Consider the following 14,252-nt stretch of genomic DNA (forward strand, 5'->3'; position numbering starts at 1 on the left):
CTGTCCGGCGCGCATCTGTCGTCGGAATACTTAGTCGTAATCGGCAAGCCGCAACCCGGTGAACTGCCAGCGGTGGTGCGGATAGAAGAAGTTGCGATAGGTGGTACGACTGTGGCCCTGCGGAGTTGCAAGCGAGGAGCCGCGCAGCACCAGCTGGTTGACCATGAACTTGCCGTTGTACTCGCCGAGCGCGCCCTCGACGGCGCGATAGCCGGGGTAGGGCGCGTACGAGCTGCGGGTCCATTGCCAGACGAGGCCGAAGGCGTCGTTGAGCTGGCCAGCGCGGGCCGCGACCTCCCATTCCATCTCGGTCGGCAGGTGTTTTCCGGACCAGCGCGCGAACGCGTCCGCTTCGTAATAGCTGATGTGGCAGACCGGCGCGTCCGGATCGACCGGCTTGAGGCCGGCCAGCGTCATCACCTGCCATGCGCCGTCGACCTCGCGCCAATAGCCGGGGGCTTGCCAATCTTCCTTGCTGGCCGCGGCAAAGCCGTCCATCAGCCACAGGGTTGCGGTCCGGTAGCCGCCGTCCTGCATGAAGGCGAGCCACTCGGCATTGGTGACCAGATTGCGGGCGATCCTGACCGGGCCGACCAGGGCGCGGTGCGCCGGCTTCTCGTTGTCGAAATGAAAGCCGTCGTCGACATGGCCGACGGTGTGGATGCCTTCGTTCAGCGTCAGCCAGTCATCGCCGCCGCGCGTTGCGGCCGGGAAGCGCCAGGCCGGGTCATACGCCGGATAGATCGGGTTCTGCGCAAAGGCATGCAGGATGTCGGTGAACATCAGCTCCTGATGCTGCTGCTCGTGATTGAGCCCGACCTCGACCAGCGGCGCGATTGCGCGGAGCTTGTCCGCGCTGGCCTCGCGGAAGAATTTGCCGACGGCCGTATCGACGTATTTGCGATAGGCGCCGACCTCGTCGGCGCTGGGGCGGGTGATGTCGCCGCGATGATTGCGAGCATGTCGCGGGCCGGCGCTGACGTAGTAGGAATTGAACAGGAACGCGAAATCGGGGTGGAAGGGCCGGTAGCCCGCAGCATGCTCGCCGAGCAGGAATTGCTCCCAGAACCAGGTCGTATGGGCCCGGTGCCATTTGGTCGGGCTGGCATCCGGCATGGACTGGATCTGCTGGTCCTCGGGCGACAGCGGTGCGGCCCGGCGTTCGGTCTCATTGCGGACAGTCGAGAACGCCGCTTCCAGCCGCTGGGCGAGTTCGTCCTCGCGGGAGGACGGTGACGAACGCAGGGAGGCCGTGGCTGAGGCTTGTTTCGTCACATTTTTCTCCAGACAGGACAAGAGAACGTTGTTCGCACGACCCGGTTCCATGAACAGGGTTCGTCCTAGATAGGGGCTCCGTTACGGTATGAAAGTCCTCTGCGGCGATGATATTGATGTCATCAGCCTATGGACCCGGCTGGGGTCAATCCGGCCGCGGGGACCCGTCGCCGCCATTTTACTTTGGATGCACAACGGTTTGGGCTACATATATGGGCAGGTATCGGGTTAAATCGGCTGAGCCGGCCCGAAGCAATTGGTGAGGGCTCTGCCCCAGAAGGACACGGATATGAGCATCGCGGAATTCATCGACAATGAAGTGAAGTCGAACGACGTGGTTCTGTTCATGAAGGGGACGCCGCAATTTCCGCAGTGCGGTTTCTCCGGCCAGGTGGTCCAGATCCTCGATCATATCGGTGTCGGCTATAAGGGCCTCAACGTTCTCGAATCCGCCGAGCTGCGCAACGGCATCAAGGAATATTCGAACTGGCCGACCATCCCGCAGCTCTACGTGAAGGGCGAGTTCATCGGCGGCTGCGACATCGTCCGCGAGATGTTCCAGGCCGGCGAATTGCAGCAGCTCTTCTCCGAGAAGGGCGTCGTCGTCGCGGCCTGACACGTGACCGTGCTGACGCGCCGGATTGGCGGCGCGGAGCTCGAGGTCATCGTCGCCGATATCACCACACTCGGCGTTGACGCCATCGTCAACGCCGCGAACACGTCGCTCCTTGGCGGGGCCGGCGTGGATGGCGCGATCCATGACGCCGCTGGTCCCGAGCTTCTCGCCGAATGTCAGACGCTCGGGGGATGCCCGACCGGCGATGCCAAGATCACGAAGGGCTATCGTCTGCCCGCCCGATACGTGATCCATGCCGTCGGTCCGGTCTGGCACGGCGGCACTCGCGGCGAGGCGGCGGCACTTCGTTCCTGTTACCGCGGTGCGCTGGAGCTCTCCCAGGCCAATGGGCTGACTTCGCTGGCGTTCTCCGCGATCTCGACCGGCGTATATCGTTTTCCTGCCGACCAGGCGGCAAAGATCGCGGTCCATGCCGCCATCGAAGCCCTGCCTGCTGCGCCGCTGGTTGCGCACGTCATATTTTGTTGTTTCTCGGAGGCAAGCGCCGCCCTCCATTCGGATGTCTTGGCGCGGTACGGCAGCCCTTGTGCCTGATGACGCGGTCGGTACACTCCGAGGCGCTATGTTCCGGGGAGGGGATATGATTTCACAATTTGGACTGCGTGCGCTCGCCTGCGGCGCGTTGGTGTCGCTTGCCGCGATCTCGCCGGCGCGCGCGGAGGGCACTTACGAGATTCCGGCCGGCGCACGTTTCAACCAGGAGAAGCTCGGCAGGATCACCGAGTTCTTCAAGAACGAGGTTGCGACGGGCAAGATCGCCGGTGCAAACGTGCTGATCCAGCAGCATGGCAAGCCGGTCTATCACGAAGTCTTCGGCGTTCAGGACGTGGTCAGCAAGGCTCCGATCACGGACAAGACCATCTTCCGCCTGTTCTCGATGACCAAGGCGATCACTGCGGTGGTCTCGATGCAATTGGTCGAGGAGGGCAAGATCAAGCTGGACGATCCCGTCTCGAAATACATTCCCTCCTTCGCCAATGTGAAGGTCGGTGTCGAGAAGAAGGCGGAGGACGGCACGAAATCGCTCGAGCTGGTGCCGCCGAAGCGGCCGATGACCGTGCACGATCTGATGACGCACACCTCGGGCATCACCTACGGCTTCTACGGCGACAGCCTGGTCCGCAAGGCCTATCGCGAGGCCAACATCTATGCCGGCGACTTCGATCTGGCCGAGTTCGCCGAACGCATCGCCAAGCTGCCGTTGCACAACCAGCCGGGCGCGCTCTGGCAATACGGCCACTCGACCGACGTGCTGGCGCGTGTGATGGAGGTGGCCGCCGGCAAGCCGCTGATCGACATCATGCGCGAGAAGCTGCTCGATCCTCTCGGCATGGTCGATACCGGCTTCTTGGTCACGGACCCCGCGAAGCAGAAGCTCCTGGCCCAGCCCGTGCCGAACGATGCCGATTTCCGCGTCGGCCGCATCAATGATCCGACGGTCGTCAAGAAGATCCAGTTCGCCAGCGGCGGCATGGTCACGACCATGGCGGATTACAGGCGCTTTTCGCAGATGCTGCTCAATGGCGGCAGTCTCGACGGCAAGACCATCCTCAAGCCCGAGACTTTCAAGCTGATGACCACTGATCAGGTCGGCCCCGGCTCCGGCGTCGAGCGCGACTATTTCTATTTCCCCGGCGACGGCTTTGGCTTCGGCCTTGGGCTTGCGGTCCGTACCGAGCCCGGCAACGCCAAGCCGCCGCCGCCCGGCAACCTCGGCGAACTCAAATGGGACGGCGCCTCCGGCTGCTATTTCGTGATCGACCCCAAGCAGGACATGTTCTTCGTGCTGCTGGAGCAGACCCCGAGCGAGCGCCAGCGCGTGCAGCGGACATTGAAGCAGCTGGTTTATGAAGCCATGGAGAAGTGACATGAACGGGCGCCGCGCGCTGTTCGCGGCGCTCGTTCTTTTGTTCGGCGCCGTAAGTGCGCGGGCGGGCTCGGAGGGCCGCGCGCACAGATTCACGCCCGAAGGCCTGGCAAAAGTCTCCGACTACATCAGGAATGAGATCGCGACCGGCAAATTTCCGGGAGCGATTCTGCTGCTCCAGCAACACGGCAAGCCGGTCTACTGCGAGAATTTCGGCGTCCGCGACGTCGCGACCCAACTTTCGATGAGTGCGGACACGATCTTCCGCCTCTATTCGATGACCAAGCCGATCACCTCGGTCCTGGCGATGATGCTGGTCGAGGAGGGTAAGCTTGCGATCAGCGATCCCGTCTCGAAATACATTCCGGCCTTTGCCGGCATGAAGGTCGGCGTCGAGAAGAAGGCCGAGGACGACAAGGTCTCGCTGGAGCTGGAGCCGCTCAACCGTCCGGTGACGATCGAGGATTTGATGCGGCATACCGCCGGGATTCCTTATGGCTATTATGGCGGGGACCTGGTGAACAAGCTCTACGCCGACGCCGGACTGTTCGACAGGAATTCGACCAATGCCGAATTCGTCGCGAAGATCACCGCGCTTCCGCTCGCCGAACAGCCCGGCACGATCTGGGACTACGGCCACTCCACCGACGTGCTCGGGCGCATCATCGAGGTGATCTCGGGGACATCGCTGCGCGAGTTCGCGAAGACGCGGCTGCTCGACCCACTCGGGATGAAGGACACGGAATTCTACCTCGCCGATCCCGCCAAATGGCCGCGTATCGCCGAGCCGATGCCGCAGGATCGGGCGATCAGCCCGATCACGCAGGTTCGCGATATCAGGAAACCGCTGCGATGGGAGTCGGGCGGCGGCGGCCTCGTCGGCACGGTCGGCGATTATGCCCGCTTCTCGCAAATGCTGCTCAACGGCGGCACGCTTGAAGGTCGACGTTATCTGAAGCGGGAAACCATCGCCTTGATGGCGAGGGATCATATCGGTCCCGAAACCCGCGTCGAGCGCGACAAGCACTACTATCCGGGTGAGACCAGCGGCTACGGCCTCGGCTTCGCCGTACGTACCGCAGTGCCGCCGGGCACGAACTGGCCGCTTGGCGAATATCGCTGGGACGGCGTTGGCGGCACCTTCTTCTTCATCGATCCCGAAGACGACCTGTTCGGAATCTTCATGGTGCAGACCCCCTCGCAGCGCGGCCGGATCCAGCTCGAGCTGAAGACGCTGATCTATCAGGCGATGGGGCGGTGAGACCTCTCCCCCTTTGCGTAGCCGGATGGAGCGCAGCGCAATCCGGGACGTCCTCACCGCGTGGATAGATCCCGGATTTCGCTGCGCTCCATCCGGGCTACGGGGCTGAGCTTTACGCCCCGCGCACGATCTCGCGCACGTACCCGATCGTCTCCTCGATCTGGCTCGCATTGACGTCCAGATGGGTGCAGGCGCGGATGCGGCCGTCCATCATCGCGAGCGTCACGCCGCGCTGACGGAGGGCCGAGACCATCTTGTCGCCGGGAATGCCGGCGCCGTCGGGCTTGAAGAACACGAGATTGGTCTCGGGCTCCTGCACCTCCATGCCCGAGATCTGCGACAGGCCGCGGGCGAGCGCGCGCGCATTGGCGTGGTCGTCGGCCAGGCGCTCGACGTGGTGGTCGAGAGCATAGATGCACGCTGCGGCGCAGATGCCGGCCTGCCGCATCGAGCCGCCGAGCCGCTGCTTCCACTGCCAGACCGCGTCGATGAAGGCGCGCGAGCCTGCGAGCACGCCACCGATCGGTGCGCCCAGGCCCTTGGAGAAGTCGATCCAGGCCGAGTCCCAGCCCGCGGTCATGTCGCGCGGCGAGATACCGCTCGCGACGGTGGCGTTGAGCAGGCGTGCACCGTCCATATGGGTGACGAGGCCGTGCTGCCTGGCGATCGCGACGATCTCGTCGAGCGCCGCCTTCTTCCAGATCGTGCCGCCGCCGATATTGGCGGTCTGCTCGACACTGACGACGGTCTGCGGCGGCTGGTAGCGGGTGCGCGGATGCAGCGCCTTGCGAAGAGTCTCCGGCGTGAACTGGCCATCGGGGCCCTTGAGCTGGGTGATCTGGAAACCGCCGATGGCGGCATGCGCGCCGCCTTCGCGCGCGATGATATGCGCGGTCTCATGTGCCAGGATCTCGTCGCCGGGGCGGCAATGCACCAGCGTCGCGGTGACGTTGCACATCGTGCCCGAGGGCATGTAGACCGCCGCTTCCTTGCCGAGCAGATCGGCCACGCGTTCACACAGCGCGTTCACGGTCGGATCGTCGCCGACCTGCTCGTCGCCGACCTCCGCCCGCGCCATCGCCTCACGCATTGCTGCCGTCGGCTTGGTCTGCGTGTCCGAGAGCAGGTTGATGCGCACCGGCGGGGCCTTGGGATCGACGGGGGGAGGGGTGTAGAGCATGCGACGGCTCCTAAGCAGTGCGGCCACTGAAGTGTGGCTCTTAAGCAAAAAGGCCCCGGCGAACCGGGGCCTTTCGATATTCAGATCTTAGCGCGAATAGAATTCGACGACCAGATGCGGCTCCATCTGCACCGGGAACGGCACGTCGGAGAGGCCGGGGATGCGGGCGTACTTCGCGGTCATCTTGCCGTGGTCGACTTCGAGATAGTCGGGGACCTCGCGCTCGGGAAGCTGGCTGGCTTCGAGCACGTGGGCGAGCTGCTTGGAGGCTTCCTTGACCTCGACCACGTCGCCGACCTTGAGCTGATAGCTCGAAATGTTGACCTTGCGGCCGTTCACCTTGATGTGGCCGTGGTTGATGAACTGGCGTGCGGCGAAGATCGTGGAGACGAACTTGGCGCGGTACACGACCGCGTCGAGACGACGCTCCAGCAGGCCGATCAGGTTCTCGCCGGTGTCACCCTTGAGGCGGCTGGCCTCGACATAGATGCCGTGGAACTGGCGCTCGCTGATGTTGGCGTAATAGCCCTTCAGCTTCTGCTTGGCGCGCAGCTGCACGCCGAAGTCGGAGAGCTTGCCCTTGCGGCGCTGGCCATGCTGGCCGGGGCCGTATTCGCGGCGGTTGACGGGACTCTTCGGGCGGCCCCAGATGTTCTGGCCCATACGGCGATCGATCTTGTACTTCGCCTCACTGCGCTTAGTCATCGCGTCCTCTTCAGGTCATGGTTTGAGGAAACGCGCCCTCCTGTGTGACGGGATGATCCCGGCACCGACAGGTCCGATCCCCAAAGCTTAAGGGAGAGGACCACGGGTCGCGAAACGCTTCGCGGGCCGAAATCGGCCCGCGAGCAGGCGGCTTTTAGGGGAGTTTGGGGTTGGCTGTCAATTCTTTAGCCTGTCATTCCGGGACCTGCGACGACGGTATTCTTATGTCCTGACCGCCCGGACCGGCTTTGACCCCGCCGCCCGCAATTCGGCAGCAATTTCAGTGTTCAGGACCTGTTCCAGCCGGGTCAGGACCCGCGCGATCGGGGCGGCGTCGGTGACGCGGTGGTCCCAGCGGATCACGACATGGATGGTCTGATCCGGCTCGACCAGCCCATAGCTCAGGACAAAGGGGCCCGGCGTGATCGGGTGGAGCTCGCCGCCGCCGTAGGCGGCGACCGAGCTTACCGCAAAGCTGCCGAACCAGTTACCCCGCTGACGGCCGAAATTCAGACCGATGGCCAAGGACAGGCGCCGCAATGGCAACGGCAGGCGGGTCGCCCGCATGATCTTGCGGTACATCGGAACATCCTCGATCGGGGCCGTCTTGCCGCGTCGGATTTCCGCATCGACTTCTGCCAGCGAAAGAGCCTCGGGACCCGCGATTCGCTGCAGCAGCACGCATTCCTCGCCATCCTCGACCCGCGCGATCGCGACCGTCGCCACGCTCTTTGGAAGCTCATACAGAGCCGGCCAGGGCCATTTGACGTAAAGGGTGCGCAGGATCGGCTCGTCCTTTGCAACCAGGGCGAAAGCCTTGACGAACATCGCGGCCCAGCCGGCGGGCGCGGCCGCGTCCGCGCGGGCCTCCAGCAGGGGGCGGATATTGAGCGAACGGGCCAATGAAACGAAAGGTACGCCCTTCGAGGCGTGCATGAGGTCGCAGATCACACGACGACGCAGCGAAATGGTCTTGGGCGTCCCGCGCATAGGCCTCCGGTTCCAAATCAAAAGATCAAAATATGTGCAACGAGCGGGGCCCGCCTGCTCGCTCTAGCACGAACCAACCCGCTTGGGGCCGGTCGGTTCGCCGCACCGGGCAGCGCCAAAGATGGACCCCCTTTAGACCAAAAAATCATCCATTTTCAATGATTTATATCTCGATCAGGCGCTCTTGGTCGCGTCGGTCGGTCATGCGTCGATCGGCCCGATCAGCGCCTGACCCCCTCGTAGGCCGCCATGATGCCGCGCTGGAACAGCGACCAGTCGAAGCCCAGCGCAATCGCGCGGTAGCCGCGGTCGATCAGCGCATTGGCCTGATCGGCGGTGCGCGCCACCCCGCCGATCGGCACCCCGCTCTTGAGGATGCCCGCCTCGGCGCGCGCGATCAGGTCCAGCAATTGCGGATCATCCATCTGGCCGCGCTTGTTGATGGAGGTGGCGAGATCGCCGGGACCGATGACCGCGACGTCGATACCGGGCGTTGCCATGATCTCGTCGATGCGATCGACCGCATCGACGTGCTCGATCGTGATCATGCAGATCATCTCGTCGTCGGCAGAGGCCATGTAATCAGGCATCGACTGGCCCCAGCGGAACGGCGCGTGGAAGGGACCCCAGAGCCGATCGCCGCGCGGCGGGTAACGCACGCTGCGCACCGCTTTCTCGGCATCCGCGCGGCTCGTGATCATCGGGAAGTTGATGCCGAAGGCACCGATGTCCATCGGCGCTTTCGCCAGCCACGGCTCGTTGGCGGCGATCCGCACCAGAGGCGTGCACGGCGTGCCCGTGGTCGCGGCGATCATCGCGTGGGCTTCGGTCAATCCGATCGGGCCGTGCTCGAGATCGACGATGATCCAGTCGAGCGAGCGCGCCATGATCTGCACCATCTGCACGCTCGGGATGGTCGCGATCGCACCGAAGGTGGGGCGACCCTCGCGCCAGAGCTGGCGGAGGCGGTTCAGCGGCTTTGCGGGGACCGACATGGAAAATCCTGCGGGACGATGGCGACGGCAAAGCCTAGCAGCGCGCCGCCAGTGCGCAAGCTCAGGCCACCGCGCGTCCGCCGAAGAACGGCGTCAGCGTGGCGCTGAGACCATGCACGCGGTTCGATGTAAAAATCATCTCGGCGCCGGACTGCGCGATGCCGCCGGTCGGCGGGCCGAGCAGGTCGGAGACGCGACGGGCGATCGCGGGCGCCGGATCGATCCAGTCGACCGGCCAGGGCGCGAGCTTCTTCATCCGGTCCAGCAGAAGCGGGTAGTGCGTGCAGGCGAGCACCACAGTGTCGGTGCGCGCGCTCGCATCCGAGGCGTCGCCGACGAAGCAGGGAGCGAGCTCGGCGAGGATGGCTTCGTCGCTGATCGGGCTACCGCCGAGCGCGGCTTCGGCCAGCGAAGCGAGCTCGGGCGAGCCGACCAGCGTCACCTCGCATCCTTGTGCGAAATCGCGGATCAGCGCCTTGGTGTACTCGCGCTTCACCGTGCCCTTGGTGCCGAGCACCGAAACGCGGCGGGTCCTGGACTGCGCACAGGCCGGCTTGATCGCCGGCACCGTGCCGACGAAGGCTACGGAATAGGCGGCGCGCAAGTGAGACAGGACCAGGGTGGACGCCGTGTTGCAGGCGATGACGACGAGGTCTGGACTATGCCGGCCGATCAGCTCCCCCATCAGCGGCACGACGCGGGCGATGATCTCGTCCTCGCTGTGGTGGCCATAGGGGAAGAAGGCGTCGTCGGCGACGTAGACGTAATGCGCGTCGGGCCGCGCCGCCACGACCTCGCGGAGCACCGTGAGCCCGCCAAGGCCGGAATCGAACACCAGGATCGTCGGAGAATTGGTCACGTCGCCACCCTAGCCCGGCATGGTTACCATTCGGTTTTTAGGGCGATTTTGCGGCGATCCCGCAAAGACCCGGGGGCGTCTCGTGTCACGGACGCGCTGCGTCGTCATCCCCGGCGTCACATTGGCCGCGCGGCGCTCACGCGATCCTGTTGGTGGTGGTCCCGCGCTCGGTTGCCAGCTGCTTCTGCAGGCGATCGATGTTCTGCAACAGGCGCTGGCTGGTCAGCACCAGGAAGTAATAGCCGAATTGCGGATCCTGGAAGTAGATCTCGAGCAGCCGGTCATAGGTGATGGTCAGCACCTGGCCGTCCTCGATGCATTCGACCGTCCCCGTGCGCCGGTTGTCCGGCGTGAGGAAGCCGAGCTCGCCCATCAGCGCCCCGGGGCCGATCTCGACGTTGATCTCCTTGACCAGGAACTTGCCGGTGACGGTGAGGAACATTTCGTTGGCTGGGTCACGCATCTTGAAGAGGATGTCGCCGCGCCGGTATCTGCGCTCGGTCATGAATGGCTTGAGCCATTCGATCGACATGTCCCCTTCGGCCGCATGGCGCGCCTTCTTGACCAGCTTCAGCATCTGCCGCAGGCGCAGCGCGTTGATCGGAAGCATCAGGAGATAGAGCAGGAACGTCGCGACGTTGGCGGAGAGCGCGCCGAAGAGAGCGAAGAACGCGCAGCCGATCATGTTGGCGACGCGCAGCGGCACCATTGTCCGCATCAAGAGGGTGGCGACGAAGAAGACCGCCCCGACCACGGCGAACAGATTGGCGAGCGTGATGTTGTGGACGAAGATCTCCAGGAGCCGGTTGAAGATCGCCTCGTAGGTGACGCTGTCGGGATCGAGCCCCATCTGGACCAGGATTTTCGCGATCCTGAGGTTGTCCGTGGCCGCTTCGAGGATGCGGTCGAGGATCGACGAAACGTCTGCGCTGCCGGACGGCATGGTATTAACCCCACGTAAGGCATTCAGTCCTGGTCGGCACCCGTATAGCCGAAATCGAATGACGACCGCTTGAATGACGCTTCCGGCCATCGTGCCGCAAGGGGCAAATTTTAGCCTGATCGGGCGTTTCGGCAATTGCCCGTTGGTTGCGCGTCCGGCCGCGCAGGCCCGTGATTCGGGCCAGCCGTGCGGGCTTGAGCGTCGCTGACGGGCCCGAAGCGACCTTCGTTTACGGCTTGGCGGCGGGTTGCACGACCCGCTGCTCGACGAGGCCGAGCCGCCCCGGCAGAGAGCCGGCGCGCAGCAGCATGGCGACGCTGTTGGCCTCTTCCAGGGTGAAATTGCCGGAAATCTGGCCGGAGCCGCCGGTGATGGGCTCGCGGATCACGGGCGCGGAGATCACCTTGTCGTCGAGCACGATGGCAAAAGGCTTTCCGACATTCTCTGCCGTGATATGGGCGAAGCGCCGCGTGCCGCGGCCGTTGAAGCGGAACGATGCGATCGGCTCCTTGCTGTCGCCGGTCAATCCCGGGCCGGCATAGCTGATCTCGCCGCCCTCGAGGGCGCTGTCCTTGGCGACGAGATAAGGAAGCTTGTCCTTGAAGCCGAGCAGGACTTCCGTGCCCGCCGGCGGCGTGCCCGATTGCGCCTGCTCTGCGGACATCGAGAGGTCGATCAGGCGGAAGCCGACCTTGACCTTCCTGGCGAAGATCGCGGTGATTTGCTCGGGCTCCATCAATCCGGGCAGGAAGATGCGGATACGGTCCATTCCCTCGGGCTGGACGCTGGCGAGCTTGACGCCGGCGTCCTTGAGGCGCTGCTCGATCATGGCGATGGAATCTTCGACGAGGTCGCGCAGCCGCGCGGCGAATGCGGCATCGGTCGGCGCGAGCCTGAGCAGCCCGTCGCCGGCGTCGGTGACGTTGAGCGCGTGTGTCGGCAACCCCTCCGCCGCCGCGACGAGCTTGCGCGTGAGCTGTTCGCGGCCTTTGCCGTCAGCGATCTTCACGTCGACGCCGCCGTCGCGGATCGCAAGTCCGGAGAACGCGATGCGGCCCTCGCGCAGAATCTTGTAGACGTCGTCGCGCAAATCCGTGACGACCGCCTCCCGCAAGGCATCGGTGTCGACCCTGTAGACGATCCGCGATCCGCCCAGCTTCTCCATCTTGTCGGCGATGAAGGCGGCGACCTTGACCCGCACCTTGTCGAGCTGGCTGTCGGCAAGCGAGGCACCGGGCAGGGCGATCGCGGATACCATTGTGAACGCAGCGACCAGCCGTGCGATCCGGTTCCGCAGGGGCGTCGTCATGATGACCTCGAGTCTTGCGGCAGGGCGCTGGCGAGTGAATTCAGTGGCAGTTCTTGGTCCCTCGATCAGGCGCAGAGGTTCAAGTGGCGCAGCCGGTAGGCAATGGACGAACGGCAAATCATCCATCATTCTGGTCCGGCTCGGCCGAACACGGCCGAGACCTCGCCGAACCAAACTGTCAAAAGATACGGCGGCGGGGACATGCATCTGAGGGAGGACGGAATTCATGGCGGGCATCCACGCGCTCGATCGGTTGATCGGCAACGACTATCCGGAACTGTTGACGGACGAGGAGGTCCGGGCGTTCGAGCAGGTCCCCTACGCCGACCGCGTCGCGGCCGAGAGCACCTATGACGCCATCAGGCTTGGTGCCGAGCGCAATCCCGACGGGGCGGCGATCCAGTTCCTGCAAAATGCCGATCCTGCCGACACGCCGCTGGTCGTCACGCACCGCGATTTCATCGCGCGCGTCACCCAGGCCGCCAACATGTTTCACGCGCTCGGCGCCGAGAAGGGCGACGTCATCAGCTTCATGCTGCCCTTGGTGCCGGATGCGTTCGTCACTCTGTTCGGCGCCGAGGCCGCCGGCATCGCCAATCCCGTCAATCCGCTGCTCGAGCCGCACCAGCTCGCCGAAATCCTGGAAGCTGCGAACACCAAGATCCTGGTGGCGCTCGGGCCGATGCCGGGCACCGACATCTGGCAGAAGGTCGAGCAGATCCGCCCGCAGCTGAAGCATCTGAAAGCCATCGTGCAGGTGTTCGGCGGCGGCGATCCGGCCAATGGCATCTTCGCCTTCAGCGACCTGATCAAGCAGCAGCCGTCGGATCGGCTGGTCAGCGGGCGCAAGATTCGCGGCAGCGACATCGCAGCCTATTTCCACACCGGCGGCACCACGGGTACGCCCAAGCTGGTGCGGCATACCCATGCCAACCAGGTCTATCAGGCCTGGGCTCTCAATCTGTTGCTGAAGGGGAAACCCGGCGCCAATCTGCTGTTCGGCATGCCGCTGTTTCACGTCGGCGGATCTCTGACGCAGGTGCTGACGACTTTGTCGGGCGGGGGTTCGCTGGTCGTGCTGTCGCCGAGCGGCTGGCGCAACCCGAATGCGGTGAAGAACATCTGGCAGCTCGTCGCGCGCTTCAAGCCTGAAGCTCTGTCGAGCGTGCCGACCGTGCTCGCAGCGACGCTCGCGGTGCCGCCTGGGAACGCGGATATCTCGAGCCTGAAATATGCGGCCGGCGGCGGCTCGGCGATTCCGGTCGCGGTCGGCTCGGCGATTCAGGAGACGCTGAAGCTGCCGGTGGTCGAGGTCTACGGCATGACCGAGACCTCGAGCGTGCACACGCTCGCTTATCCGGGCCGGCCGATCCGGCTCGGCTCGGTTGGCCTTCCCATGCCCTATGCGCGCGTGCGCATCGTGCAGCTCGACGCCGACGGCCGCCTGATCCGCGACTGCAAGCCGGACGAGATCGGTGTCGTCATCATGGCCGGGCCCGGCGTGTTCGGCGGTTATCTCAACGACGAGCACAACAAGGGTGCCTTCATCGACGGGGTCTGGGTCAATTCCGGCGATCTCGGCCGGCTCGATGCCGACGGTTATCTGTGGATCACCGGCCGCGCCAAGGATCTCGTGATCCGCGGCGGCCACAACATCGATCCGGCGCCGATCGAGGAGATCATGTTCCGACATCCCGCCGTAGGCTTCGCCGCGGTGGTCGGCCAGCCCGACGCTTACGCTGGCGAATTGCCGGTGGGCTACGTGCAGCTGAAGCCGGGCGCAAAGGTCGAGCCGGGCGAGCTGGAAGCGTGGGTGCGCGAGCGCACGCCGGAGCGCGCCGCCGTCCCGGTGCAGGTCATCCCGATCGACCCGATGCCGGTGACGGGCGTCGGCAAGGTGTTCAAGCCGCAGCTGCGCTGGGACGCGGCCGCGCGCGTGTTCACCAAGGTGCTGGCGCCGCTGGTCGAGCGCGGCATCGATTGCAAGGTGAAGGTCGGTCCGCACGGCAGCCACGGCTCGATCGCGACCGTGACGCTGACGGGTCTGCCGGCAGGGCAGCGCGAAGCGGTGGAGGGGGAGGTGCACGCACTGCTCGCACCCTTCGTGATGCGCCACGAGGTGGTGCAGGCGTAGACGCTCACTCAGCCACCAAGTGGCAGGCGACGCTTCACCGCATTATCCATAGCGCGATCGGATGCTTCTACGTGAGGGGCATCACATAAGAAGAATT

Annotated in this window: 13 protein-coding genes; 5 read left to right on the top strand and 8 right to left on the bottom strand. The window is 64.7% G+C overall.

Annotation, left to right across the window (positions count from 1 at the left end):
- Nucleotides 1-30: 30 nt before the first annotated feature.
- Entirely contained in the window at nt 31-1,326 is a 1,296-nt protein-coding gene (gene egtB / locus I6F33_RS11810) for an ergothioneine biosynthesis protein EgtB (protein WP_225142584.1), read from the bottom strand.
- Between the two features lie 238 nt (nt 1,327-1,564).
- Here egtB and grxD point away from each other — a divergent pair, with 238 nt between their 5' ends.
- From grxD to I6F33_RS11830, 4 genes are read left to right on the top strand one after another with little or no spacing between them, the layout of a single operon-like run.
- On the top strand, nt 1,565-1,891 hold the full coding sequence (grxD, locus tag I6F33_RS11815; RefSeq protein WP_018647423.1) for a Grx4 family monothiol glutaredoxin: 327 nt from the start codon (nt 1,565-1,567) through the stop codon (nt 1,889-1,891).
- A gap of 3 nt (nt 1,892-1,894) precedes the next feature.
- Nucleotides 1,895-2,446 carry an O-acetyl-ADP-ribose deacetylase gene (locus I6F33_RS11820; protein ID WP_225142586.1) on the top strand — a complete coding sequence of 184 codons (552 nt, stop codon included), beginning with the start codon at nt 1,895-1,897 and terminating at the stop codon, nt 2,444-2,446.
- 46 nt (nt 2,447-2,492) lie between these two features.
- Nucleotides 2,493-3,779: a serine hydrolase gene (locus tag I6F33_RS11825; protein ID WP_036012922.1), complete on the top strand. Its 1,287-nt coding sequence runs from the start codon at nt 2,493-2,495 to the stop codon at nt 3,777-3,779.
- Between the two features lies 1 nt (nt 3,780).
- Entirely contained in the window at nt 3,781-5,040 is a 1,260-nt protein-coding gene (locus I6F33_RS11830; protein ID WP_225142588.1) for a serine hydrolase, read from the top strand.
- Between the two features lie 112 nt (nt 5,041-5,152).
- On the opposite strand, the gene I6F33_RS11835 is transcribed toward I6F33_RS11830, so the two are convergent.
- The 7 genes from I6F33_RS11835 to I6F33_RS11865 form a co-directional block, all read right to left on the bottom strand.
- Nucleotides 5,153-6,220, bottom strand: a complete 1,068-nt coding sequence (locus I6F33_RS11835) for a low specificity L-threonine aldolase (RefSeq protein WP_057029488.1) — start codon at nt 6,218-6,220, stop codon at nt 5,153-5,155.
- A gap of 87 nt (nt 6,221-6,307) precedes the next feature.
- Nucleotides 6,308-6,925: a 30S ribosomal protein S4 gene (gene rpsD / locus I6F33_RS11840; protein WP_036012915.1), complete on the bottom strand. Its 618-nt coding sequence runs from the start codon at nt 6,923-6,925 to the stop codon at nt 6,308-6,310.
- A gap of 222 nt (nt 6,926-7,147) precedes the next feature.
- Complete coding sequence (locus I6F33_RS11845; RefSeq protein ID WP_036012914.1) at nt 7,148-7,915, bottom strand: acyltransferase; 768 nt, start codon at nt 7,913-7,915, stop codon at nt 7,148-7,150.
- A 221-nt stretch (nt 7,916-8,136) separates the two neighbouring features.
- A complete protein-coding gene (locus I6F33_RS11850; protein ID WP_225142590.1) occupies nt 8,137-8,910 on the bottom strand; it encodes an HpcH/HpaI aldolase/citrate lyase family protein in 774 nt (257 codons plus the stop codon).
- Between the two features lie 61 nt (nt 8,911-8,971).
- Nucleotides 8,972-9,769, bottom strand: coding sequence for a glutamate racemase (murI, locus tag I6F33_RS11855; protein WP_036027824.1), 798 nt, complete (start codon nt 9,767-9,769; stop codon nt 8,972-8,974).
- Nucleotides 9,770-9,905: 136 nt separating this feature from the next.
- A complete protein-coding gene (locus tag I6F33_RS11860; protein ID WP_036012905.1) occupies nt 9,906-10,712 on the bottom strand; it encodes a Crp/Fnr family transcriptional regulator in 807 nt (268 codons plus the stop codon).
- Between the two features lie 229 nt (nt 10,713-10,941).
- Nucleotides 10,942-12,021, bottom strand: a complete 1,080-nt coding sequence (locus I6F33_RS11865; protein WP_225142592.1) for a preprotein translocase subunit SecD — start codon at nt 12,019-12,021, stop codon at nt 10,942-10,944.
- A 226-nt stretch (nt 12,022-12,247) separates the two neighbouring features.
- Here I6F33_RS11865 and I6F33_RS11870 point away from each other — a divergent pair, with 226 nt between their 5' ends.
- Nucleotides 12,248-14,155, top strand: a complete 1,908-nt coding sequence (locus I6F33_RS11870) for an acyl-CoA synthetase (protein ID WP_225142594.1) — start codon at nt 12,248-12,250, stop codon at nt 14,153-14,155.
- Nucleotides 14,156-14,252 lie beyond the last annotated feature (97 nt).

The organism is Bradyrhizobium sp. BRP20 (assembly GCF_020194215.1).
GTDB classification, from domain to species: domain Bacteria; phylum Pseudomonadota; class Alphaproteobacteria; order Rhizobiales; family Xanthobacteraceae; genus Bradyrhizobium; species Bradyrhizobium yuanmingense.